Below are 24,762 nucleotides of genomic sequence, written 5' to 3' on the forward strand. Positions count from 1 at the left end.
TTGTGTTAAAATGAACTATAATTTCGGTTCTGTTTTCGAACCGCTTTAACAACGATTATTAATCGAAAAATAAATAGAAGAACTGTGGATTAGGGCTTTGTAGGAGGAATTATCATGTGGAAATGGGAACCAGACGGGGAAGCGAAAGGCGTCATTGTTATGGTTCATGGTGCTCTTGAGCATCATAGACGATACGGTTGGTTAATCGAAATGTGGCGTAGAGCGGGCTTTCAAGTTATCATGGGTGATTTGCCTGGACATGGTCTCACAACAAGGTCTAGAAGAGGACATATTGATTCTTTTGATGAGTACATCACAGAGGTCAAGGACTGGGTAAGAACGGCTTACCAGTTTGATTTACCAGTCTTCTTATTAGGACATAGTATGGGTGGATTGATTACGATTCGCTTGCTTCAGGAGATGAAGCTAGACCTAGCGGGGGTTATTTTATCATCTCCATGCCTTGGTTTAGTGAAAAAACCGGGTAAGCTTTTAAACGGTTTAACCCATGTACTAAATGTGGTAGCACCTGAATTCAGAGTGGATCCAGGAATTACGGTTAAGATCGCAACAAGAAATACCGAGGTACAAGATGTTGACCGAAAGGATACACTATATATTGATAAGGTGACTGTAAGATGGTTCCGGGAATTAGATAATGCAATCAAGCAAGCCTTTGAAGAAATTGAACATACGAATGATGTTCCACTCCTTGTGATGCAGGGAGGCGATGATAAAATCGTTAATAAAATAGCCGTTAAAGAATGGTTTAATTATGCGCCATTTTCTGAAAAGAGATTTAAGGAATGGCCAAAATGCTATCATGAAATTTTTAATGATCCAGAGAGAGATGAAGTATTTGAATATGCCAAGGATTTTGTATATAGTCAATTGAAAGCGATTGGTTACATCATATAAACGGAGGATTTTTATGATACCGTCAGAACCACTTAGTTTAATGTCTAAAGTATATCGTAACATCTTACCTACAGCACATATGGAGCTTGCCTATTGGAAGAAGCGGGCAGAGGAGATCCCTGATCCAGAATTAAAAAAGCAAGCATTAGCAAGCATTGAAAGTAAAACTTTTCATTGTGAAGGGGGCTCCATTTTAGCCTTCTTGGCTGGGAAAAGATATAAAGAAGCGATTAAATTTATCGTCGCTTATCAAACGATCAGTGATTATTTAGACAATCTCTGTGACAGAAGTACTTCTTTAGATCCAGACGATTTCTCTGCCATCCATGAATCAATGGAAGTAGCATTAACTGTAGGAGAAGAGCAACGTAACTATTATCGTTATCGCAAGGAATTTGATGATGGCGGTTATTTAGAGGAACTATCTCGGACGTGCCAAGAGGTTTTACAAAGTATCCCTGATTACCGTCATATTAAAGACTACTTACTAGAGCTGTGCAGATATTACTGTGACTTACAAATACATAAGCATGTAGAGGTGGATGAGCGAATTCCTCGCTTACAAAAATGGTTTAAGCATCATGAAGGCGATATTCCTGACATGGAATGGTACGAATTTTCGGCGTGCTCAGGATCGACACTAGGGATCTTCTGTTTAGTTTCCTATGGAATGAGTCCTGATTTTAACAATGAAGATGCTGAGAAAATTAAAAATGGTTATTTTCCATATATACAGGGACTCCATATTTTATTGGACTATTTCATTGATCAGGAAGAGGATCGCATCGGTGGCGACTTGAATTTTTGCTTTTACTATAAAAATGAAGAGAGCTTATTCAAGCGTTTAAAACATTTTGTTAAAGAAGCGGACAGGCATACCGATGGCCTACCAAATAAACAATTTCACCGTCTTATCAATCGAGGATTATTAGGCATCTATTTATCCGATGAAAAAGTTCGAAAGCAAAAATCAGTAAAATTATTAGCGAGAGAAATGATTAAGAGCAGTGGGTTAGTAAGCTTTTTCTTTTATATGAATGGGCGACTCTATCGTAAAGTCCAAAAGTGGATCCCTTCGCTCAATATAAAAGCCGACTCTAAAGGTAGTCAAATGTGACTTGCCTAGAGTCGGCTTTTTATTTATCTTTTTTCAATTGCGATGATGAATGGAGGATGGTTTTCTTGGTTGATAAATTGGTATTGGAGAACATGTGCCTTTTTTTGATCAAGCTGGCTAACGAAAGTAAGAATTTCTTCTTTTTCGGTTTGACCTTCTGGATGGCCATGATAAATGACAAGAACAATCATTCCCTCTGGTGCAAGAATGTCCAACAATTGTTCAATCGCAGTAATTGTTGTATTCGGTTGTGTCACAATGGTTTTATCTCCACCAGGCAAATAACCTAAATTAAAGATCGCTCCTTTAATATTTCCATGAACGTTTGCAGGCACAGATGCCGCGATTTCTTCGTGCCCCTTATGAAATAAGGTTACCTGTTTGTCTAGTCCTTGTTCTTTTAAGCGATTCGTTGTATTGATAATGGCTTCCTCTTGAATATCAAAGCCAAAAACATGTCCATTAGCTCCAACTAGATTAGCTAAAAATACGCTATCATGTCCATTTCCGACGGTCGCATCAATTGCGATTTCTCCCGTACTTACAGCATTTGTTAAAAGAGTTCTTGCAAAAGGTAAAATTCCTTGAAGCTTCATTATTTACCCTCCCAATATTTCCCCTGCCAGCTATTACGGCGTTTCAGTTCTGCATCAATGGCATTGAGAACTTCCCACTTATTGACACTCCACATCGGTCCAACCATTAAGTCGATTGGGCCATCACCAGTGATGCGATGGACAATCATTTCTGGAGGTAGGATTTCAAGCTGATCACAAACTAGGCTGACATAATCTTCTTGTGTTAAAAATTCAAGCATGCCTTTTTCGTATTGTTTTACCATTGGTGTTCCTTTTAATAAATGGAGCAAATGAATTTTAATTCCTTGCACATCAAGTTTCGCTACTTCTTTGGCTGTTTCCATCATCATGTCATACGATTCTAATGGCAGTCCATTGATAATATGGGAACAAACACGAATGCCATGTTTGCGAAGCTTTTCGACCCCTTGTACATAACATTGATAATCATGGGCACGATTAATTAATAAAGCTGTTCTTTCATGAACTGTTTGTAGTCCCAGTTCAACCCATAAATAGGTTCTTTCGTTAAGCTCTGCTAAATATTCTACGACATCGTCTGGCAGACAGTCTGGACGAGTAGCAATCGATAATCCGACAACACCAACTTGTGCTAATACTCGCTCGTATTTTTCTCGAAGCTCAGCCACTGGAGCATGAGTATTCGTATACGCTTGGAAGTAGGCCATATATTTGCCATCCTTCCATTTTTCATGCATTTTATCTTTTATTTCATTAAATTGTATTTCAAGATCATCTGCCCGGTTCCCAGCAAAATCCCCAGAACCTGCCGCACTACAGAAGGTACAGCCTCCATGAGCAACGGTACCGTCTCGATTGGGGCAATCAAATCCTCCATCTAATGCAACTTTAAATACTTTATGGCCAAATTGCTGGCGTAAATGGTAATTCCATGTGTGATAACGTTTATCGTCTAATGCATATGGAAAAGGTTTTGTCTGATTCAAGTCAGTACCCTCCTTTTTCGTTCTTTTTTATTTTAGGCATAAGAAAAATTTTATCATGAAATCGCAAATTTTCATAATGGAGTTTATTTCATAGTGGAAATAACGTGTAAGGAAAAGTGGTTGTGAACAAACTACAAGAGAAGCTATATGCTTCATGAAATTGAATCGAGTGGGAGGTTTTAAAGGATGGCTACACGTCAATCAGTCGAAGACCTTCTTCAGCAATGTGAGGACGCAATACGAAACGCCCATGAACAATATCAGGATCATACAAGACAGGAACAATATAATGATGCCGAGTTCACTTCCGCTATGCAACAAATTGAAACGGCCTATAATGATGTAGCCAAAATGGCTCTAAGTGCGAATGGTCAACAGCGTGACCAGCTTCATCGCATGAGACTTCAACTGCAACAGGTTCAAAATAATATGATTTTACATGAGCATTAAGGAGAGGTTCAAAGGTGAAAAAGCGTTCAAAGCAAAATAACCCTGAACAAAAAAACAGAAATGGTGTTAACAATCAGGATTTAGAACTTGGACAAGATTTCGATGAAGTAAAGAAAGCGAAAAAGAAATATGAAAAGTCTGGTGGACAACCAGTCAAATCGAAATTCCATCCTGAATAATGATTAATTGAAGGGATCTTCGACGACGAAGGTCCCTTCAGTGTATTGTCAAAAATTTCGATGGATGTATCATGAAGGACTCATGAGACAGAAGTTAGGTGAAAGAAAGCAAAAGGTAAGGTGGCTAGGACATAACTAGTTTCAAATTCACCTTTCTCCTCCGGTTTGTCTAATTCGCTCCCACCATCTCTCACCCCGTAAGCGGAATTTTTCCTGTTATCTTCTCAATGGAGTCCCCTTTTAGGGAAGATAACGGAAGATTTTCCGCTTATGGAGGGCAAAATCGTTTATTTTGGCAATTTTTGAGGGAATAGCAGGAATTTTTCCTGTTATTTCGGCTTTTTTTCATGATGGTTGCTTATTAAGCGGAATTTTTCCTGTTGTTTTTTCATACCGATACGCCAACTGTTTATACGAGCATTTTATCCATTCCAAACTGGAATCAAAAAGTCATTATCACCGATTTTATGACCCAGCCTCTTTTAGTTAATAGTGAATTTTTCTTATTGCATCCTAAGTCAAAAAGGAATAATATAATATTTTGGAACTCGAAGGTTTACAACTTTTATGTGCTAATCGAAAAGATAAAAAAATAGAACAGAAATCGAGAAAGGAGCGGTTTGCATGCCTCGAAGTCTATGGCTTTTAGTGATTGGGATGGCAGTAAATGTAACAGGCTCTTCTTTTTTATGGCCGCTTAATGCTATTTATATCCATGAACATCTTGGAAAAACATTGTCTGTGGCAGGGGTTGTCCTCATGCTAAATGCTGGTGCAACCGTGATTGGGAACTTGTTTGGTGGTAGTTTATTTGACAAAATCGGCGGATATAAGTCCATCCTTTTAGGGATTTCCATCACCGTTGCCGCGTTAACTGGTTTGACGTTTTGGCATAGTTTCTTGCCATATGTCATCTTTTTAACGATTGCTGGATTTGGCTCAGGAATTATCTTTCCATCCATGTACGCTATGGCAGGTTCTGTCTGGAAAGAAGGAGGAAGAAAAGCATTTAATGCGATTTATGTTGCGCAAAATTTAGGCGTGGCGATTGGAGCAGCATTAGGAGGAATTGTGGCCTCTTATTCGTTCCAGTTTATATTTATCGCCAATACCTTTATGTATGTCGTCTTCTTACTTATCGCCTTTATTGGTTACAAAAATATTCAAACGACAACCAATTTTCAATCATCGGCTCTTTTAGAACCAAAGCCTGTGAAAGATTATACGAAATTATATGCTCTACTCATTTTATGTGTTGGATATCTTTTATGTTGGGTTGGATATGTGCAGTGGCAGGCGACTATTTCTACGTACACGCAGGAATTAAATATTTCATTAAAGCAGTATAGTTTTCTGTGGACAATTAATGGAGCCTTAATCGTGTTAGGTCAGCCTATATTAAATAAAGCCTTAAGAATTAAAGCAATTGAGAAAAATGTTAAATCTCAAATCGTGATTGGGATGTCTATTTTCATCATCTCATTTCTAGTTGCAGCAAAGGCAGAAGCGTTTTCTGGATTTTTAACGGCAATGATTATTTTAACTGTTGGAGAAATGCTCGTATGGCCAGCGGTTCCAACGATTGCCGATAAGCTTGCTCCAAAGGGAAGAGAAGGCTTTTATCAAGGGATTGTTAATAGTACGGCGACTGGTGGAAGAATGATCGGTCCGATTCTTGGCGGACTATTAGTTGATTTATATGGAATGTCGATGCTCTTTACGGTGTTGATTTTCTTATTTGTGGTCGCCATCTTTACGACGATCATTTATGATCGGAAATTGTCCATTAAATCACATCAAAACATTATCAGCGAAATTAGCAAGTAAATCATGTATAATTTGGGAGAAAAGTTGGTACAATTTTAAAAATGTAAGCATATGATAGTTATTACTTTTCAAGAGCTTGCAACTCGTTCGGAAATTTTATACAATATTTTTATATCTATAAATGTAATGACTGGGATAAGGAATAGTAATGATGTTTAGACCGTAATAGAGAGTTGACGGTAGCTGCAAGTCAACCGGGACCATCATGAACTCACCTTTGAGTCGCAAGTGTGAAGCTAGAGTAGCGCTTGCCGTTAACCGCGTTAAGGACGAATGAGCGAGTGACTTTGTCACTAATGTGGGTGGTACCGCGGGAGATTGAATGATAATCCTCTCGTCCCTTTTTGGGATGAGGGGTTTTTTATATTCAAAAGGGCTTTTCTAGAGTATCGAATCGAATCATCTACATATCAAACAATATATCTATTAGGGGGAAAGAAGGATGAGCTTTAATCATCAGGAAATCGAAAAAAAGTGGCAAGGCTACTGGGAAAAAAATAAAACCTACAAAACAAGTGAGAACAAAGGAAAAAGGAAGTTTTACGCACTTGATATGTTTCCATATCCATCAGGTGCAGGTCTTCACGTTGGGCACCCTGAAGGTTACACAGCAACAGATATCCTTTCAAGAATGAAGCGCGCACAAGGCTATAATGTTCTTCATCCAATGGGATGGGATGCTTTTGGTCTTCCGGCTGAACAATATGCGTTAGATACAGGGAATGACCCGGCAGAGTTCACGAAGCATAATATTGAAACATTTAAACGCCAAATCAAGGCATTGGGATTCTCTTATGATTGGGATCGTGAAATTAACACAACAGATCCAGATTACTATAAGTGGACTCAATGGATCTTTTTAGAGCTTTATGAAAAAGGCTTAGCCTACATCGATGAAGTTGCCGTGAACTGGTGTCCAGCTCTTGGAACAGTACTGGCAAATGAAGAAGTCATTGATGGAAAAAGTGAGCGCGGTGGACATCCAGTAGAACGTCGTCCGATGAAACAATGGATGTTAAAGATTACGGCTTACGCAGATCGTCTACTTGAAGATTTAGAAGAGTTGGATTGGCCAGAAAGTCTTAAAGAAATGCAACGAAACTGGATTGGACGCTCTGAAGGGGCTGAAGTGACATTTGCGATTGATGGACATGATAATACATTTACGGTATTCACAACACGTCCAGATACGTTATATGGAGCAAGCTATGCAGTGCTAGCTCCTGAACATGCACTTGTTGAAAAAATTACGACTGCCGATCAAAAAGCTGCTGTTGAGGCCTATTTAGATCAAGTGAAGACAAAGAGTGATCTAGAACGTACTGATTTGGCTAAAGATAAGACTGGTGTATTTACTGGTGCATATGCTCGTAACCCCATTAATAATGAGAAAATGCCGATCTGGATTGCGGATTATGTTTTAGTAAGCTATGGTACTGGGGCGATTATGGCGGTTCCGGCACATGATGAACGAGACTATGAATTTGCGCAAAAATTTGACTTACCAATCCTTGAAGTAGTCGCTGGTGGAGATATTACGAAAGAGGCTTACACAGGGGATGGGGAGCATGTCAATTCAGGCTTCTTAAATGGAATGGGCAAAGAAGAAGCGATTCAAACAATGATTGCTTGGCTTGAAGAAAGAGGATTGGGAACTAAGAAGGTAACCTATCGTCTTCGTGATTGGTTGTTCAGCCGTCAACGTTATTGGGGTGAACCAATTCCGATCATTCACTGGGAAGATGGAACAAGTTCAGCTGTGCCTGAAGAAGAACTTCCATTAATTCTTCCTGTAACAAAAGAGATTAAACCATCAGGTACGGGAGAATCTCCATTAGCCAATATCGAGGGTTGGGTCAATGTCGTCGATCCAGTAACAGGCAAAAAAGGACGTAGAGAAACGAATACGATGCCACAATGGGCAGGAAGTTGCTGGTATTTCTTACGTTATATCGATCCACACAATGATCAGGCATTAGCAGATAAAGAAAAATTAGCTGAATGGCTACCGGTTGATATTTATATTGGTGGTGCAGAGCACGCAGTACTTCATTTACTATATGCTCGTTTCTGGCACAAATTCCTTTATGATATTGGTGTTGTCACAACGAAGGAGCCGTTCCAAAAGTTATTTAATCAAGGAATGATCCTTGGTGAAGGCAATGAAAAAATGAGTAAATCTAAGGGCAATGTTGTCAATCCTGACGATATTATTGATAGCCATGGGGCAGATACGCTCCGTTTGTATGAAATGTTTATGGGACCACTTGATGCATCGATTGCTTGGTCAACAAATGGTCTAGATGGTTCCCGTCGCTTCTTAGACCGAATCTGGCGCTTGTTTGTCGAAGAGGATGGTACGTTAAGTCCGAAAGTGAAGGACAGTGAAGATATCCAATTAGAAAAGGTTTATCATCAAACGGTGAAAAAAGTGACAGAGGACTTTGAAGGCCTACGTTTTAATACGGCGATTTCACAGCTTATGGTGTTCATTAATGAAGCCTATAAAGTGGAAGTATTGCCGATTCGATATGTAGAAGGCTTTGTGAAAATGCTTGCTCCTATCGTTCCACATATTGCTGAAGAACTTTGGGAAAAACTTGGTCACGATGGTACGATTACGTATGAGGCATGGCCTGCTTATGATGAAGCAAAATTGGTTGACGATGAGATTGAAATTGTCGTGCAAATTAACGGCAAGGTAAAAGCAAAGCTTATGGTACCAGCTGATGCCAACAGAGAAGCCCTTGAAGAAATTGCCATGGGTGATGTGAAAATTAAAGAACAAATCGATGGCAAAACCGTCCGTAAAGTAATTGCTGTACCAGGTAAGTTAGTGAATATTGTGGCGAATTAAAAGGTTGAAAAAACACACGAGGCTTGTGTGTTTTTTCATGTGCGGGATTATGATAAAATGTTTTTACTGTTAAAATAGTGATTAATGTGAGGTGTTGTGTGATGGAATCAATTAAGACCATTACAACGGAAGAGTTAGAAGAGAAAATCGAAAATGGTGAGGACTTACTTCTCATCGATGTGAGAGAAGATGAAGAGGTCGCACAAGGAATAATTGAAGGAGCCAAACATATTCCAATGGGTCAAATTCCGAATCATTTGGATGAGCTTGACAAGGATAAGGAATATATTTTTATTTGTCGCTCTGGTAGAAGAAGTGAAAATGTATGTCATTACTTACAGGACCAAGGTTATAAAGTACGTAATATGGTTGGTGGCATGCTTGAGTGGAACGGTGAAGTCATTCTGTAATAGTTATAGAATTCTCCTAATTTGACGATACTGGTATTAAAAAAGATTGGGAGAGAAGAAAAGTGATCCAGGTTAAAGTATTTGATCAGGAGCATGAAAAGGATTTAGAAAGAGAAATGAATCGTTTTTTGGAGCGATTAGACGAAAGGAAGCTACTCGATATTAAATATAATATTGCAGCGTTTCCAGAGGATGAAGAGGACGAAGAACAGGTATACTGCTTTTCAGCGATGATTGTTTATAGAAAATAATAGAGCCGTTTTGGCTCTATTATTTGTTTTTAACAAAGGCAGCTGCATTGATACCAGCAAGTCTTCCTGTCACTAAAGCAGAGGTTATATTATAACCACCTGTGTAACCGTGAATATCGAGAATTTCACCACAGAAGTAGAGTCCATTCTTTTTCTTCGATGCCATCGTTTGCGGCTCGATTTCTTTTACAGAAACCCCTCCACCTGTAACGAATGCTTTTTCCAAAGGAAGCGTCCCGTTCACTTTAAATTCAAATTGTTTACAGCTACGTGCGAATGAACGGATTTTATCAGAAGAAAGATTGGCTCCTTGAATGGCTGGGTCAATTTCATTGTACTCAAGAAGAAACAATAAATATCGTTCAGGAAGGAATCCTTTTAGAATATTTTTCACGCTCTTTTTCGGCTCTGCTTTTATTAATTTCTGCAACTCTTGAAATAGAGGCTCCTCTTTTTTATCTGGAAGAACATCTAAGCTCATCGTCACCTCAGATAGATTCCATTTTTTCATCGCCTTGACGACAAACTGGCTACATCTGAGAACAGCAGGACCGCTGATTCCAAAGTGGGTGAAAATCATGTCCATCTGATGGGTAATGATTGCTTTGCCTTTAGGGTTTAGCACACTCAAGGAGACATCCCGTAACGACAATCCTTGTAATTCCTTTTTCTTAATAAACGGTTCTGCTGAAGTTAACGGAACCTCAGTTGGGTATAAATCGGTGATGGTGTGCCCAGCCTTTCTTGCCCATGCATAGCCATCACCTGTAGAACCAGTGTGAGGAACTGATTTTCCACCTACGGCAATAATGATAGTTCCCGCCTGATAGCTTTGCCCATTTTTTAAATGAACAGTGACTGGACGTTCATCATCATAGTCAATGTCAGCGACAGGGGTGTTGGTCTTTATTTGTACATCCAACTTCTCCAATCGAGTTAACAGAGCATTAACGACAGACTGTGCCTTATTCGATGCGGGGAACATCCTTCCGTGATCTTCTTCCTTTAATTCAATGCCGAGTTTTTCAAAAAAGGTGATAATATCTTCATTATTAAAAATCGAAAAGGCACTATATAAAAAACGTCCATTTCCCGGGATATGTTTGATGATTTCATCGATCGGAAGGCGGTTCGTTACGTTGCATCTTCCGCCACCTGAAATCGCTAATTTTCTCCCAAGCTTGTCTCCTTTATCGATTAATAGAACTTTCACTCCTTTTTCACCAGCAGCAATGGCTGCCATCAGACCAGAAGGCCCACCACCAATGACGATTACATCAAATTGCATCTATTCATTCTCCTTAACAGCTCCATTTAATTGGAGTATATTTATTCGCAAAATGGGCTTCTACTTTTGAAAAGCATCTAATCAGTATATTATAGAACATGGACGATTGTCATGAAAAGGATACATATAAAGGTAGAAGTTATTTTTAAAGAAGTGTAAACTGTTAAATTGGAAGCTTTTTTTTCGCTTAACGCTGATTTCTAATTAGGATGGGATGTTATGTCTTCAAAGCTATTAAGAGGGACGTTTGTCTTAACCTCTGGTACGTTTATTTCGAAATTTCTTGGCTTGTTCTATGTAATTCCTTTTTTCGCCTTAGTTGGAAATGAAGGAACGGCTCTTTACAATTATGCCTATATTCCCTATACGATTTTCATTAGTATTGCTACAGCAGGGATTCCGGCATCTGTTTCTAAATTTATTTCAAAATATAATGCAATTGAAGAATATGCCGTAGGAAGGAAATTGTTCAAAACAGGTCTCGTTTTGATGGCTATAACAGGGATTATCTCCTTTCTCATTTTATATATTGCTGCGCCTACTTTAGCAGCAATGGTCATTACCGATCCAGATTTTATTGATCATATGGCTGATGTTACAACCGTTATAAGAGCGGTCAGTTTCGCTCTGATCATTATACCGTTTATGTCCATTATAAGAGGGTTTTTTCAAGGGCATCAAACGATGGAACCAACAGCTGTGTCTCAAGTGGTTGAGCAAATTGTCCGGATTGCCTTTGTACTCGCTGGTGCCTTTATCGTTTTGAAGGTGGCTCAAGGTAGTTTAGTAACGGCAGTCAGTTTTTCCGTTTTTGCAGCTTTTATCGGCGGGTTAGGTGGACTTGCCGTTCTACTTTGGTATTGGGTTAAGAAAAAGCCGATGTTTGATGAGCTTTTATTACAAGATAGACGGACGATGGATATATCCGTTAAAGATATTTATAAGGAAATCCTTCTTTATTCGATTCCCTTTGTATTAGTCGGAATTGCCAATCCATTATTTCAATTTATTGACCAGCTAACCTTTAATCCAACAATGGTATCGATAGGATATGCATTTAATGATGCTGAATATGCTTTTTCGATTCTTAACTTTCAGTCTCAGAAACTTGTCATTATTCCTGTATCTCTAGCAACAGCTTTCTCGTTAACATTGATTCCAGCGATAACGAAATCCTATACAGAGCAAGATCAGTTGGGATTAAATCGTCAATTGAATCAAACGTTTCAAGTACTAACCTATTTAACTTTACCAGCTGCCTTAGGTCTATCATTGTTAGCTGAGCCTTTTTATACCGTTTTCTATAAGCCAGATGCTTTAGGAACGGAAGTGCTAGAAGCGTATGCACCAATTGGGATGCTGTTTGCTCTTTATGCGGTGACAGCAGCGATTTTACAAGGAATTGATGCGCAGAAATTTAATATTCTTAGTTTATTAGTGGGGATCTTGATTAAGCTCAGCTTGAATATTCCGCTGATGAAAATGATGGAAACAAAGGGTGCGATTCTTGCCACGGCGATTGGCTATAGTGCAGCGATTTTAATTAATTTATTTGTCATTAAAGCTTTCTCAAAATATCGCTTCCGCCTTGTCTTTAGAAGAGGTACTTTAATCATCATTTTTACAGCGATTATGTATTTTGTGACAAAGCTTGTTTACAGTTTACTCACGCTGTTCCTTTCACCAGATGTGAAAATCGAAGCGCTAATCATCGTGATTATCTGTGCTTTAGCCGGTGCGGGCGTGTATTTCTATCTAGGTTTAAAATCAAAACTGGTAAATTTTTTATTTGGTGCAAGGGTTGATAGGATTAAAGAGAAACTAAAGTTGAAAATATAGAAAAAAACAGGTCGTCACGTAAAGTGGAGGCCTGTTTTAACACTTTGTGGAGGATCAGAATGAGAATTGATAAAATGCTTGCTAATCTTGGCTACGGAAGTAGAAAAGATGTGAAAAAGTTGCTGAAGGATGGAGCCGTTAAGGTCAATGATCATGTCGTTAAAGATGCGAAGGAGCAAGTCAATCCAGATCAAGATATCGTTACCCTTAATGGAGAGGTGATTGAGTATAAAGAGTTCATTTATTTAATGATGAATAAACCACCTGGGGTTATCTCTGCAACAGAAGACAACTATGAGCAAACGGTTATTGATTTATTAGAAATGGAGGATGCGGTATTTTCGCCATTTCCAGTTGGAAGATTGGATAAGGATACAGAAGGCCTCTTACTTATAACAAATGATGGGCAGCTTTCTCATCGTTTGCTATCGCCAAAGAAGCATGTCCCGAAAACGTATTTTGCGGTTATCGACCAAGAAGTAACCGCTGAGGATGTGGAAGCATTTAAAAATGGGGTCATGTTAGACGATGGCTATATGACAAAGCCGGGAGAACTGACGATTATAAAATCGGGGCTTCATTCAGATATTGAACTCACGATTACAGAAGGAAAGTTTCACCAGGTGAAACGAATGTTTGAAGCGGTTGGGAAAAAAGTCATCTATTTAAAACGACTTTCAATGGGACCATTAAAGCTTGATGAATCGCTGGAACTTGGCGAATACCGTGAATTAACTGATGAAGAATTACAGCATTTGTTGGAGTATGAAGTCAAATAAAATAAAGAAATCGCCTCATCAATGGAGGCGATTTCTATTTTTCTTAAGTCCGTATTTACGATGTCATTTTTACTTTTTTTTCTGTTGTTGTCCACTTACCTCGACTTGGACTTTCTACTAAGTCGTTATAAGCCAAGACATTCAAATCTCGTTGGATTGTCCGAGGAGTTGTACCAAATTCTTCTACGAGCTCTTGAGTTGTTACAGTTCCTTGTTGATTAATAAACATGTAGACGGATTTGATTCGGTTTATCATCCGGTTAGTCGAAGGTTTCAAAAAACCACTCCCTATCCCTTTTTAAAAAACCTGTGGCATAATCCTACAACTGACAGCTTCTATGAGAATCCTTCTCATACATATGTACGCTTCTTTTCCCAAGACAACCCCTTTATCGATTTCTTTCAACTATACTTTCATATTAAACCTTATAACATAATTCTAAACTTATTTTCTCATAATTTCTACTTTAATGTACTAATTTGTTGATGCTCATTCCTCCTTTTCTTCATTTCTCTGTAGATACATATGGGAGTATACAAGTTAATTATGAATGAAATTTGAAAATTCTCATAATTTTTTGTAAGTAATTCTTCCAGTGTTTTTTAATTTAGGCTCTTTTCGCACATCGTTGCTCTAGAATCGTAGTTAGGAAAATAAATCAAACTTTTTTAGCATTTATTCGTAAGTATTGATAGGAGGTGTCTCATTTTGAGTCTTTTAACCGTTAATATTGTACAAGCAGGCTATGAAAAAGAACAGGCAATCATTAAAGACATTCAATTTTCATTAAAAAAAGGAGAACTGATTGGCCTGATTGGACCGAATGGGGCCGGAAAAAGCACCACGATCAAATCGATTTTAGGATTAATGGAACATATGGAAGGTGAAGCCACATTCCAATATGGAGAGAAGTATTCCTACATCCCTGAACGCCCCATTTTCTATGATGAAATGACGTTGTGGGAGCATTTAGACTTTGTTGCAGCAGTTGAAGGCTTAAATGAACAAGAGTATCAGATGAAAGTGAATGAGCTTCTTCGTGTATATAAATTACATGAGGCAGCTCATCAATTGCCAGCTACATTTTCAAAAGGAATGCAGCAAAAAGCGATGCTTATTCTCGCTCAAATTACAAAGCCTGCTGTTTATATTATTGATGAACCATTTATTGGCTTAGATCCAAGTGCCGTGAAACTTCTCCTTTCTTCCCTTGAAGAAGAGAGAAAACGCGGAGCAGGGATTATTATGTCTACCCATGTATTAGATACGGCAGAAAAGGTTTGTGATCGATTTCTCCTTATCAATAATGGAGTATTAGAAGCATCAGGGACTTTAACAGAAATTCAACAGCAATGTGGGCTTATAGATGGTTCACTATTTGACTGTTTCCATAAAATCGCTGAGGAACAGAGTAATGAATAGCTTTTCTATTTTTCGTCATCGCTTACTTCGAAATTGGAGATATCAATTCAACACCTTCCGTCAAATCGCCGATTGGACGATATGGCTTTATCTCATTATTCCAGCGAATGTAATCTCGATTTTTATTTATCGCTCTTGGTGGATAGAAGGGGCTCCTCAGTGGATACAGTGGATGCCACTAGAATTAATTTTTATCGTAGGTTATTTCTTTACATGGACAGGCACATATCGAAGCTATATGGAAGAGGCAGACAAAGTTTTCTTAGTGAAGAAAAAAAAGTTATTTTACGGGCTGAAAAAGTGGGGATTTCAGTATTCATTACTATTTCAGGCGATGTCCACTTTCGTCATAATTGTATTATTCCTTCCTTTTTTAATTGAACATTATCAGTTAACATGGACTCACGTTGGTACATACTTTTTATTTTTGTTATCGATGAAGTATTTGATTATGTATGTAAAATTTCATATGAAAAAGATTGAAAGAAAAACGATTAGAATCATTGCCATGATAGGAGCATTTATAGTAGTTAGTTGGTTTGTTCAATTGGTTGCAAGCTTTTGGATGAATGATCTCTTTTTCGTTTTCTTTTTAGCAATCATGATTGGATTGACGAGCATTCTTCTTTACTTCCCATTATTAAAGAAAAATTCTGTCATGGACGTTGAATTATTGATTGAAAGCGAGGAAAAGCAGAAACTCGTCAATATGGTTTTTCAGATCTCTTATGATCTTGAAAAGACAAAAGTCATCACTAGGAAAAGACCGTGGTTGTTTCGAAAATCGCGGAGAATTTTCAGAAGAAGAACGGCTACAAATGGGTTTATCGAACTTTTCGCAAAAGTGTTTATTCGAAATAGTTCGCATCTCTTAACCTATTTCCAAATTTGCTCTGTGACAGCAGCTGCTGTACTTATCATTCCACCATTATGGATTAAGTGTGTCATCTTAGGTGGTTTTTTATTAATGATGTGGAGTTGGCTAGTGGGGGTATGGGAGAGAATTGTATTATCTCATCCATTTACGAAAAAATATCAAGAGCATGACGCCTATTTTTCTGCTAAAAAGCGGACAATTGCGGTATTATTTGTATTATCTATATTAATAGTTGGGATGCTCTTTAGTATAGGTTCATTCTTTTATCACCATTTTTTAAATGTTAGTTGAGGAGGATTCAAATGGATTGGAATAAAGAAGTGCTCGCTCGAAAAGAGGATCTTATCAAAGATACACAAAGTATATTGAAAATCAAAAGCTTATTAGATGAAGAGAATGCAACGGCAGACGCTCCGCTTGGCGAAGGTGTGAAGGAAGCGTTGCAGTTTATGCTCAAGCTTGGTGAAAAGGATGGGTTTGTCGCAAAAAATGTAGACAACTTAGCTGGACATCTTGAATTTGGGCAAGGAGAAGAACTGATCGGAATCCTTTGTCATGTAGATGTTGTGCCAGAAGGAGACGGGTGGACAAGCGATCCATTTGGGGCTGAAATTCGTGATGGCAAGATTTTCGCCCGAGGTGCCATCGATGATAAAGGTCCGACAATGGCCGCCTATTACGCCATGAAAATGGTGAAAGAATTAGGTCTACCTTTAAATAAACGAGTTCGCATGATTATTGGTACCGATGAGGAAAGCAATTGGCGCTGTGTCGACCATTATTTTAAACATGAAGAAATGCCGACATGTGGGTTTGCTCCCGATGCTGATTTTCCAATCATTTATGCGGAAAAAGGGATTGCTGATTATGATCTCGTTCAACAGGGCTTGGGGAATAGTAATGATGGAAAGAATGTCCTTCTCTCTTTTGAATCGGGTCGACGTTATAATATGGTTCCTGACTATGCAAAAGCGACTATCCAGATTTCAGGAGATACTTCGAACTTTATAGATGAATTTGAAAGCTTTTTAAGTAAAAACGAAGTAGCAGGAAAGCACTTTGATTCGGAAGAGGGCTTACTGTTAGAAATCGAAGGAATTTCAGCACATGGGATGGAACCGAACAAGGGGAAAAATGCAGGACTCTATTTAGCGAAGTTCCTCACTAGCCAAGAACTTGATAAGCAAGCATCTGCTTACGTTCACTTTGTGACTACATATTTTCATCAGGATTCTCGTGGAAAGGCATTAGGCATTGCTTATTCTGATGATATTACTGGTGATTTAACGATTAATATTGGGAAGCTAAGTTATAAGAAAGAGGTTGGCGGTAGACTTGGACTTAATATGCGCTATCCTGTCACTACAAATCTAGATGAAACGCTCTCTAAACTGAAGGATAAGTTATCTAACGAAGGATTTGCGATTGAAAATTTCACGGATTCGAAACCACATCATGTTGATGAACAAGATTTCCTAGTGCAAACATTAAAAAAGGTTTATGAGGAGCAGACGGGTGAAAAAGCAGAGCTTCTTTCGATTGGTGGAGGTACTTATGCACGCTCGTTAAAATCAGGAGTCGCATTTGGTCCACTTTTTCCTGGAAGACCGGATATTGCCCACCAAAAGGACGAATACATGATCATCGAGGACTTACTTAAAGCAACCGCTATTTATGCACAGGCTATATATGAACTGGCCAAATAAAAGGAAGCGCCAAATTTCGGCGCTTCTTTTATTATTCTTCAAACCGGAATAGATCGCTTGATAAGTATCTTTCTCCTGTGTCACAGGCAATGCAGACGATGGCATCTCCTGGTTGGAGTGTTTTAGCTACTTCTAGGGCAGCGTAGCAAGCAGCGCCAGATGAAGGACCGACAAGAATGCCTTCTTGACTCGCTAGACGACGTGTAATATCGTACGCATCCTCATCTGTTATTTGGTGAATTTTATCATATACTTCTTGGTTTAATGTATCTGGGATGAAGCCAGGGCTTGTCCCAACAAGCTTGTGCTTTCCTGGTTTTCCCCCTGATAAAACAGGTGACCCTGCTGGCTCGACGACATGTACTTGGATATCTTCATAATGTTCTTTAAGAACTTCTCCAGTCCCAGTAATCGTACCACCGGTTCCAGCGGTTGCAACAAATGCCTTAAGAGGTTTACCGATTTCTTTCATCGCTTCAATGATTTCTAATGCCGTTGAATGACGATGGGCATCAGGATTGGCATCATTCTCAAATTGCATCGGGATAAAGCTGTTCGGGATTTCTGCAGCTAATTCCTCAGCCTTGCGGATCGAACCAGGCATTTTTTCATCGCCAGGAGTAAGGACGACCTCTGCTCCATATGCCTTTAAAATATTGATTCTTTCCTTTGTCATCGTATCAGGCATGACGAGAATCGCTTTATAGCCTCTGGCAGCTGCATTCATCGCCAAGCCAATTCCAGTATTCCCGCTTGTGGGCTCAATAATCGTAGCACCCTTTTTTAATAACCCTTTCTTCTCTGCTTCAATAATCATATTGAAAGCTGCTCTGTCTTTAACACTGCGACTTGGATTATAAAATTCCAATTTTAAATAGACATCGACTCCATTTTCAGGAGCTAAACGATTTAGCTTCACCATTGGTGTATCTCCGATCAAATCGGAAATGTTTTCAACGAACTTCATCAAATCTTCCTCTCTAGGTTTATCATGCTAACGTTTATATACGAACGAATTAGTTACATATAAAAAGTACTCTCTCTCCTATCATATCGAAAACATACGATTCCGGGCAACTGGGTTGATTATGAATTTTTTGGTGGTTATGATGAAAAGAGTAAGAAATACGTTTAATGTTTTTAAGAAAGGACGATATAATGGAAAGAAAACCACATTTTTTTTATGCGCTCAAGCTTCCAAAAGAAGTGAAGACCTATTTGGAACACACTTGCGAAAAATTGAAGCAGGAGTTTCCTTTTAGCAGTTGGGTACATAGAGAGGATTACCATATTACGTTAGCATTCTTAGGGAGTGCGAATCTAGAACAGTTGGAAGTCTCTCTAAATGCTGTTGAAAAAGAGCTTTCGGAAGGGTCATCTTTTTCATTAAAGATTAATCATCTAGGGGTGTTTGGAAGAAGTGATTCCCCGAGAATTTTTTGGGCTGGTTTAGAAAAAGAAGAACGTCTGTTTTTGCTTCGAAATCAAGTATATCAGGCCTGTAAGCGGGCAGGATTTCAACTTGACACGAGAGAATTCAACCCTCATCTTACTCTTGCTCGGAAATGGAAAGGTGATCAGTCTTTTTCAATTGAGAGCTTGACTAGAATAGAACCCATTTCATTTATGGCAAATGAAGTCGTTTTATATGAAACGCATGTACAAAAGCTTCCGAAATATGAGGTAAAGAAATCATTCTCTCTAAAGTAACGTAAAGTAAGGAAGGTCAAATAATGGGTCAGCTAATAAAGCTTCAAGACTATGTTTCGCGATATGAACAGGACATTTTCTTATATCCTTCCCGCTTTGTGAGATTAAAAACGCAACAATGGGATAAATGGAAGAGAGCATGGGAAAATGGGGAAAGTCTGCAGGAAAGTCTGCAGGAAAGAGTGGAGACGAGTGCTGTTCCAGAATGGTATGAAGAGGAAAAAGAGCCTTTTTTTACCCGAATTAAAGATTTATTTAAAAGAGGAAAAGAAGGAGAAGAGGAGAAGGCTTTCAAGGAAGTCACTACTAGTACTCTTTCATTTTCTCCCTCTCTGCCGATTCAACCGGATACTTTGGATGAATTGAAAAGAAGTTTTTTAGAACAGCTATATACATTTCAATTAAAGTGGGCGACGACAACGATTGCAGAACAATCTTTTATTGATAAAAGCTATTATGAGGATGAGCGGTTGAAATATTTTTTGCAAAGATTTCCGGATACATATTTAGTCTTGTACCAGCCTATTTTCCTACTAAAAACAGCACCTGTTGAGGTAGAAATAATCCTTATCACCCCGACTGAAGTTTGGTGTATTACTTTTTTGGAGGAAGAGGATAGAGCGGTGTTTGTGGGCTCCAATGAACACTTTTGGTTGAAACGTAATCAGGAGCAAGAGCAGAAGGTTTTAAACCCGTTGATTGCCCTAAATCGGACGGAGAAAGTAACGAAAAACATTTTAAATCATTACGAAATTGAGTTACCTATTCATAAAGCTGTGTTAACTCGTAATGGATACATCGATTACCCGTCTGCTCCGTATGATACAAAGTTTATTGAAAGACGAAATTATGAGCAATGGTTTCAGAACATGCGATCACAACGCTCTCCGCTAAAACATATTCAATTGAAAGCAGCGCAGGCTCTATTAAATTATTGCCAAACGACTAGTGTGCGCAGGCCTGAGTGGGATGTAGAATCGGAACAAGAATATTGATGAAAATGTAGGTAGAGAGAATGAACAATATCCATTTCATTATTAACCCTCAAGCAAAAAACGGATATTCTATGAAGGTATGGGAGAAGATCGAAAAAGAGCTAATATCAAAGCAACTCCCTTATCGGGCAGCATTAACGGAATATCGAGGACATGCTGTGGAAATGGTCGAAGCCATTCATAGGGACCTCGGTCCTAAGGAGAAGGTGATGATTGTTGCCATTGGGGGCGATGGGACCATACACGAAGTTATTAATGGTGCAGCGCATGCAGAAAATGTCATGATCGGATTTATACCTGCGGGTTCAGGAAATGATTTTAGGAGGGGATACGGTATTCCGAAAGATCCCCTCACTGCTCTACAGTTTATTTTAGAACAAGCAAAAGCGCCACCTTTACTCGTAGATGTCGGTGAAATTGAAAGTCGCAAGGGGAAGAATACGAATTTTATCAACAATATGGGGGTTGGATTTGACGCACTTATTACAAAGGAAGCAAATTCTTCTTGTTTGAAGGGAATTTTGAATCGTTTTCATTTAGGGAGTCTTGTTTATGCCTATTTTGTTATTAAGAAGCTCTTTTCTTTTAAATGTAGTAATGTGAACATAAGCATTGATGGAAAAAAACTTCATTATAAAAAAGCTTGGTTTGTGACCGTTTCTAATCAGCCTTTCTATGGTGGAGGAATGAAAATCTCCCCTAAGGCAAAAGTTCGCGATGGTTTATTGAATGTGACGGTTGTTCACAATCTATCAAGGATTAAATTTCTCCTCGTCTTTATTACTGTCTTTTGGGGCGGTCACACTAGATTTAAAGAAGTAGAAGAACTGATTGGAAGACAAATCTCGATACAATCGAGTTCCTCTTTTTATGCTCACGCAGACGGAGAATATATAGGGGAAACACCCCTCCAGATTAAAGTAAACCATCAAGTCATGCCGATATTAACGAAAAAAGTAGATTGCTAGACTCATTTATCAACGCTGAAATTTCATAGAGGACTTGACGGAAATTGGTATTAGGGGATAAAATTTAAAGGATTAGTGAATTCGTCTAAAATAAAAATAATCCGTAGAAAGGCAAAAAAACATTTGTCTTTCAATTGGCTTTCATTTATTATGAAGTGTGCACAAGATAGCTATTGTAGATCGTATCAGTAGCTGTCTTTTTTATTCGAACTAAACAAGTTACTTAATTTCATTTCATAATGATGAACATTGTGAAATTTACTTACTGAAGGTGAACAATTTTGGAACACTTATTTGGACAAGAATGGGAAATTGTCCCTGCTGGAGGGGCAACGGGTGAAGCGTTTTTTGCACAACATGAAGAACAAAGGCTTTTCTTAAAGCGAAACTCCTCACCGTTTCTAGCCGTCTTATCAGCAGAAGGAATTGTTCCAAAGCTTATTTGGACAAAGAGACTGGAGAGCGGAGATGTGATCACTGCTCAGCAATGGTTAGAGGGAAGAGAACTTAAGCCACCTGAAATGATTGGGGAAAGAGTGGCCAAGCTCCTTCAAAAAATTCATGGTTCCGATCCCCTTCTCGGAATGTTAAAAAGAATGGGGAAAACTCCGTTACAACCAAGTCATCTTATCGAATCATTAGAAAAGGCGCTGGATCAGGAGCTTCTTTGGCATCCTATTGTCATTTCATCGTTAAACTTTTTGAAAGAAGAGCTCCCGAATATCCCAACCCATCTTCAAGTCGTATGTCATGGTGATGTAAATCATAACAATTGGCTATTGACTGAAGATAATCAATTGTATTTGATCGACTGGGACGGAGCGATGATTGGTGATCCTGCTCTTGATTTAGGAATGCTCTTATATTGGTATGTTCCCGAAGAACAATGGGAGGATTGGGTTCACCTCTATGGAATTACATTAAATGATCATCTACGTTTGCGGATGAAATGGTATTTCATTGCACAGACGTTGACGACCATTCAATGGTCAAAAAACAAGGATCGTTTGGAAGAAGTAGAGAAATGGCTCGCTGTCATTAAGGATGTTTCGAATTAAGAAAATGTTTCCACATCATTGACCCATTGAGATAGTTGTTGTTGATGGGATTCAATATGGTTATCTAAGTTACTTGAATTAATTCCATTTTGGCTGTAGCTGTAAATTTGTTCTAATACATCATTATTCATATTTGAATCAGCCATTAACGATTTTACTAATCGTTCTAATTGTTCAAGTTCTGATACAGACCCACAGCAATCGACTTGATGGTTGTTTAATATATCTTTCAATAATTGAAGTTGATCTTGTTGATTTAGTGGCACCTCATACACCCTTTCAATAAGTCTAAATTTTATAAGGAATTCACATCTAGCATGTGAATTCCTTTTCTTGTTTATTCACGATTCGATTCCGCGTGGTTCTATTTTTAACTTGCGTGAAAACCTTCTTAATGATATTGTTTGTACGAATATTTATTTTAGATTTTAGGGGTGTCAAAATGCGGTTACGACATAAACCATGGGCAAGAGAAATGCTGGATTCACATCCTCAGTATGTCATCTCTTCTCCAGAACAATATAAAGGAAATTGGAAGGCTGTTTTTGAAAAGGACCAGCCACTCCATATTGAAGTAGGAACAGGAAAAGGTCGATTTATAACGGAAATGGCAAGAGCTAATCCACATATTAATTATATTGGCATTGAGCTATTCGAGAGTGTCATTGTGTCTGCTCTTGAACGCTTAATGGAAGCTGACCTACCTAATGTTAAGCTCTTAAATGTCAATGGTGAAAAGCTAACTGAATACTTTGCAAAAGGTGATATTAGCCGAGTGTATTTAAATTTCTCCGATCCTTGGCCAAAGAACCGCCATGCGAAAAGACGTTTAACATATAAAAGCTTCTTAAAACTGTATGAGGATATTCTCATTGAAAATGGTGAAATTCATTTTAAGACAGACAATCAAGGATTGTTTGAATACTCCCTTATGAGTTTCTCAGAATATGGTCTATTACTGAAATATATAAGCCTCGACCTGCACAATAGTGACTTTGAAGGAAACATCATGACGGAGTATGAAGAGAAGTTTTCGCAAAAGGGTAGTCGGATTTATCGGTGTGAAGTCCAGTATAGATAAGTTAAAGCTGTTCCTTTATCGAGGAGCAGCTTTTTATTGGTTCGTAGTTTTCTAAATATTGAACAAATGGTAAGATGTTTTTAAGGAGGGGATTTTAATGGAAACGTTACAAATTGGTGAGTACAAATTGACCTGGCTCCGTGGAGGAGTAACCCATCTAGACGGTGGAGCGATGTTTGGAGTTGTACCAAAGGCGTTATGGTCAAAAAAATATCCACATAATGAGAAGAATCAGATTCCATTAAGAACAGATCCAATATTAATACAAGGTAAGGGTGAAACCTTTTTAATTGAATCAGGAATCGGTGTTGGCAAGTTGACAGATAAACAAAAAAGAAATTTTGGCGTGTTAGAAGAGTCGACAATCGAGATTTCATTAAAGGAATTAGGTTTAACGACCGCTGATATTGATTATGTACTAATGACTCATCTTCATTATGATCATGCGAATGGACTTTCAAAGCGTGTAGGGGAAGAGTTTGTTTCAGTTTTTCCCAATAGTAAAATCATTACATCTAAAATAGAATGGGATGAAATGAGAGAGCCGAATATTCGCTCAAAGAATACATACTGGAAAGAAAACTGGGAACCGATTCAAGCGCAAGTGGAGACATTTGAAAACGAATGGACTTACGGTCCAATCAAAATGGTACACACTGGTGGTCATAGTGATGGACATTCGATTGTGATCCTGGAAGATGGTGGAGAAACGGCCTTACATATGGCCGACATCATGCCGACACATGCTCATCAAAATGTGCTCTGGGTGATGGCCTATGATGATTATCCAATGACTTCTATATATGCGAAACAAAAATGGCTTGAATTTGGACTATCACAAAAAGCATGGTTCACGTTTTATCATGATGCCGTTTATCGAGCAGTAAAATGGAATGAAGAAAATGAACTAGTTCAATTGGTGAAGAGAGTGGAGTAGAAGTACTTAAAATGGGATAGGAGGCGATCTCCTGTCCCATTTTTCTTTAGCTTATTTCTTTAGTTTCAATAATGCTTCCGGTAGCAGCATCAGCAATAAACTCATATTGCTCCATGCTTTTATCTGTGAATCGTGATATTCCACCTTTGTAGACGATATAGGTTAGATTTTGTTTTTCATAAGGCTCTGTTTTCATCTGAATCCAAGAGCCACTTATCGGTCCAGACTGTTTAAATAATTCTTTTGCATTCGCTAATGCTTTCTCAGGAGAAACATGGGTTTTCGCATCTAATAATTGCTTCGTGGCAAAACCACTCACCACTCCCACACCGAGTCCTAAGAAGAAAGATTTCCAATTCAAAGAAAGGCCCCCCTCTAGAAAGTATGCTCTTTATCCATCATATCATCAAGACATATCAAAAAAAAACATCTCTAATAGTAGATTTCATGCCCCTATTTTATCACAAACGAAGTACAGAAGGTGGTAAGTCGAAAGAAACTTCTGTAAAATAAAATGTATACGCTAAGATTTCACTATTGTGGAAA

26 protein-coding genes and 1 other annotated feature are annotated in these 24,762 nt (G+C 38.4%); of the genes, 19 read left to right on the plus strand and 7 right to left on the minus strand.

Going from position 1 to position 24,762, the window contains the following annotated elements; genetic code table 11:
* Positions 1–114: 114 nt before the first annotated feature.
* Together AA0X71_RS06045 and AA0X71_RS06050 are read left to right on the plus strand one after the other, a co-directional pair.
* Positions 115–918: an alpha/beta hydrolase gene (locus AA0X71_RS06045; RefSeq protein WP_413360335.1), complete on the plus strand. Its 804-nt coding sequence runs from the start codon at positions 115–117 to the stop codon at positions 916–918.
* 13 nt (positions 919–931) lie between these two features.
* Positions 932–2,035 carry a tetraprenyl-beta-curcumene synthase family protein gene (locus AA0X71_RS06050; protein ID WP_413360337.1) on the plus strand — a complete coding sequence of 368 codons (1,104 nt, stop codon included), beginning with the start codon at positions 932–934 and terminating at the stop codon, positions 2,033–2,035.
* 23 nt (positions 2,036–2,058) lie between these two features.
* On the opposite strand, the gene AA0X71_RS06055 is transcribed toward AA0X71_RS06050, so the two are convergent.
* Both AA0X71_RS06055 and AA0X71_RS06060 read right to left on the minus strand, forming a co-directional pair.
* Positions 2,059–2,631, minus strand: a complete 573-nt coding sequence (locus AA0X71_RS06055; protein WP_413360339.1) for a class I SAM-dependent methyltransferase — start codon at positions 2,629–2,631, stop codon at positions 2,059–2,061.
* Positions 2,631–3,581 carry a TIGR01212 family radical SAM protein gene (locus AA0X71_RS06060; protein ID WP_413360342.1) on the minus strand — a complete coding sequence of 317 codons (951 nt, stop codon included), beginning with the start codon at positions 3,579–3,581 and terminating at the stop codon, positions 2,631–2,633. The genes AA0X71_RS06055 and AA0X71_RS06060 overlap by 1 nt, the downstream gene beginning before the upstream one ends.
* 186 nt (positions 3,582–3,767) lie before the next feature.
* Between AA0X71_RS06060 and AA0X71_RS06065 the strand changes: the two genes are divergently transcribed.
* The 6 genes from AA0X71_RS06065 to AA0X71_RS06090 all read left to right on the plus strand — a co-directional run bounded on the left by AA0X71_RS06065 (position 3,768) and on the right by AA0X71_RS06090 (position 9,555).
* A complete protein-coding gene (locus tag AA0X71_RS06065; RefSeq protein ID WP_413360344.1) occupies positions 3,768–4,031 on the plus strand; it encodes a YtzC family protein in 264 nt (87 codons plus the stop codon).
* A gap of 14 nt (positions 4,032–4,045) precedes the next feature.
* Entirely contained in the window at positions 4,046–4,210 is a 165-nt protein-coding gene (locus AA0X71_RS06070; protein WP_413360346.1) for a glycogen biosynthesis protein GlgD, read from the plus strand.
* A gap of 624 nt (positions 4,211–4,834) precedes the next feature.
* Positions 4,835–6,037, plus strand: coding sequence for an MDR family MFS transporter (locus tag AA0X71_RS06075; protein ID WP_413360349.1), 1,203 nt, complete (start codon positions 4,835–4,837; stop codon positions 6,035–6,037).
* A 123-nt stretch (positions 6,038–6,160) separates the two neighbouring features.
* Positions 6,161–6,382: a binding site (T-box leader), on the plus strand.
* 97 nt (positions 6,383–6,479) lie between these two features.
* Positions 6,480–8,894, plus strand: coding sequence for a leucine--tRNA ligase (gene leuS / locus AA0X71_RS06080; protein ID WP_413360352.1), 2,415 nt, complete (start codon positions 6,480–6,482; stop codon positions 8,892–8,894).
* A gap of 101 nt (positions 8,895–8,995) precedes the next feature.
* The gene (locus AA0X71_RS06085; RefSeq protein ID WP_413360355.1) at positions 8,996–9,304 is read left to right on the plus strand and encodes a rhodanese-like domain-containing protein; all 309 of its coding nucleotides are present in this window, start codon (positions 8,996–8,998) and stop codon (positions 9,302–9,304) included.
* Between the two features lie 62 nt (positions 9,305–9,366).
* Positions 9,367–9,555 (plus strand): sporulation protein Cse60, encoded by a 189-nt coding sequence (locus tag AA0X71_RS06090; protein WP_413360357.1) that lies wholly within the window; start codon positions 9,367–9,369, stop codon positions 9,553–9,555.
* A 19-nt stretch (positions 9,556–9,574) separates the two neighbouring features.
* Here AA0X71_RS06090 and AA0X71_RS06095 read toward each other — a convergent pair whose 3' ends face one another.
* Positions 9,575–10,843: an NAD(P)/FAD-dependent oxidoreductase gene (locus AA0X71_RS06095; RefSeq protein WP_413360360.1), complete on the minus strand. Its 1,269-nt coding sequence runs from the start codon at positions 10,841–10,843 to the stop codon at positions 9,575–9,577.
* Between the two features lie 219 nt (positions 10,844–11,062).
* Between AA0X71_RS06095 and AA0X71_RS06100 the strand changes: the two genes are divergently transcribed.
* Together AA0X71_RS06100 and AA0X71_RS06105 are read left to right on the plus strand one after the other, a co-directional pair.
* Complete coding sequence (locus AA0X71_RS06100) at positions 11,063–12,682, plus strand: putative polysaccharide biosynthesis protein (protein ID WP_413360362.1); 1,620 nt, start codon at positions 11,063–11,065, stop codon at positions 12,680–12,682.
* A gap of 59 nt (positions 12,683–12,741) precedes the next feature.
* Complete coding sequence (locus AA0X71_RS06105) at positions 12,742–13,461, plus strand: pseudouridine synthase (RefSeq protein WP_413360364.1); 720 nt, start codon at positions 12,742–12,744, stop codon at positions 13,459–13,461.
* A 55-nt stretch (positions 13,462–13,516) separates the two neighbouring features.
* On the opposite strand, the gene AA0X71_RS06110 is transcribed toward AA0X71_RS06105, so the two are convergent.
* On the minus strand, positions 13,517–13,738 hold the full coding sequence (locus tag AA0X71_RS06110) for a DeoR family transcriptional regulator (RefSeq protein WP_019154908.1): 222 nt from the start codon (positions 13,736–13,738) through the stop codon (positions 13,517–13,519).
* A 432-nt stretch (positions 13,739–14,170) separates the two neighbouring features.
* Here AA0X71_RS06110 and AA0X71_RS06115 point away from each other — a divergent pair, with 432 nt between their 5' ends.
* The 3 genes from AA0X71_RS06115 to pepV are packed head-to-tail and all read left to right on the plus strand — an operon-like array spanning position 14,171 to position 17,467.
* Positions 14,171–14,884 carry an ABC transporter ATP-binding protein gene (locus tag AA0X71_RS06115; RefSeq protein ID WP_413360367.1) on the plus strand — a complete coding sequence of 238 codons (714 nt, stop codon included), beginning with the start codon at positions 14,171–14,173 and terminating at the stop codon, positions 14,882–14,884.
* Positions 14,877–16,052 carry an ABC transporter permease gene (locus AA0X71_RS06120; RefSeq protein ID WP_413360370.1) on the plus strand — a complete coding sequence of 392 codons (1,176 nt, stop codon included), beginning with the start codon at positions 14,877–14,879 and terminating at the stop codon, positions 16,050–16,052. The genes AA0X71_RS06115 and AA0X71_RS06120 overlap by 8 nt, the downstream gene beginning before the upstream one ends.
* A gap of 11 nt (positions 16,053–16,063) precedes the next feature.
* Complete coding sequence (pepV, locus tag AA0X71_RS06125; RefSeq protein WP_413360373.1) at positions 16,064–17,467, plus strand: dipeptidase PepV; 1,404 nt, start codon at positions 16,064–16,066, stop codon at positions 17,465–17,467.
* A 31-nt stretch (positions 17,468–17,498) separates the two neighbouring features.
* On the opposite strand, the gene cysK is transcribed toward pepV, so the two are convergent.
* On the minus strand, positions 17,499–18,434 hold the full coding sequence (cysK, locus tag AA0X71_RS06130; protein ID WP_413360376.1) for a cysteine synthase A: 936 nt from the start codon (positions 18,432–18,434) through the stop codon (positions 17,499–17,501).
* Between the two features lie 191 nt (positions 18,435–18,625).
* On the opposite strand from cysK, the gene thpR reads away from it, so the two are divergent.
* The 4 genes from thpR (at position 18,626) to AA0X71_RS06150 (ending at position 22,198) form a co-directional block, all read left to right on the plus strand.
* Positions 18,626–19,177, plus strand: coding sequence for an RNA 2',3'-cyclic phosphodiesterase (gene thpR / locus AA0X71_RS06135; protein WP_413360379.1), 552 nt, complete (start codon positions 18,626–18,628; stop codon positions 19,175–19,177).
* A gap of 23 nt (positions 19,178–19,200) precedes the next feature.
* Complete coding sequence (locus AA0X71_RS06140; RefSeq protein WP_413360382.1) at positions 19,201–20,172, plus strand: nuclease-related domain-containing protein; 972 nt, start codon at positions 19,201–19,203, stop codon at positions 20,170–20,172.
* A gap of 20 nt (positions 20,173–20,192) precedes the next feature.
* Entirely contained in the window at positions 20,193–21,140 is a 948-nt protein-coding gene (locus AA0X71_RS06145; protein ID WP_413360385.1) for a diacylglycerol/lipid kinase family protein, read from the plus strand.
* 281 nt (positions 21,141–21,421) lie between these two features.
* Positions 21,422–22,198 carry a phosphotransferase gene (locus tag AA0X71_RS06150; RefSeq protein WP_413360388.1) on the plus strand — a complete coding sequence of 259 codons (777 nt, stop codon included), beginning with the start codon at positions 21,422–21,424 and terminating at the stop codon, positions 22,196–22,198.
* Here AA0X71_RS06150 and AA0X71_RS06155 read toward each other — a convergent pair.
* The gene (locus AA0X71_RS06155; RefSeq protein WP_413360390.1) at positions 22,195–22,464 is read right to left on the minus strand and encodes a YtzH-like family protein; all 270 of its coding nucleotides are present in this window, start codon (positions 22,462–22,464) and stop codon (positions 22,195–22,197) included. The two genes, AA0X71_RS06150 and AA0X71_RS06155, sit on opposite strands and share 4 nt — an antisense overlap.
* Positions 22,465–22,640: 176 nt before the next feature.
* On the opposite strand from AA0X71_RS06155, the gene trmB reads away from it, so the two are divergent.
* Both trmB and AA0X71_RS06165 read left to right on the plus strand, forming a co-directional pair.
* Positions 22,641–23,279 (plus strand): tRNA (guanosine(46)-N7)-methyltransferase TrmB, encoded by a 639-nt coding sequence (trmB, locus tag AA0X71_RS06160; RefSeq protein ID WP_413360393.1) that lies wholly within the window; start codon positions 22,641–22,643, stop codon positions 23,277–23,279.
* Positions 23,280–23,376: 97 nt separating this feature from the next.
* Entirely contained in the window at positions 23,377–24,216 is an 840-nt protein-coding gene (locus tag AA0X71_RS06165; RefSeq protein ID WP_413360396.1) for a YtnP family quorum-quenching lactonase, read from the plus strand.
* Between the two features lie 46 nt (positions 24,217–24,262).
* Here AA0X71_RS06165 and AA0X71_RS06170 read toward each other — a convergent pair whose 3' ends face one another.
* Complete coding sequence (locus tag AA0X71_RS06170; RefSeq protein ID WP_413360399.1) at positions 24,263–24,577, minus strand: PepSY domain-containing protein; 315 nt, start codon at positions 24,575–24,577, stop codon at positions 24,263–24,265.
* Positions 24,578–24,762: the final 185 nt, after the last annotated feature.

Source organism: Robertmurraya phoenicis (assembly GCF_047302285.1).
In the GTDB taxonomy this organism is placed as follows: Bacteria; Bacillota; Bacilli; order Bacillales; family Cytobacillaceae; genus Robertmurraya.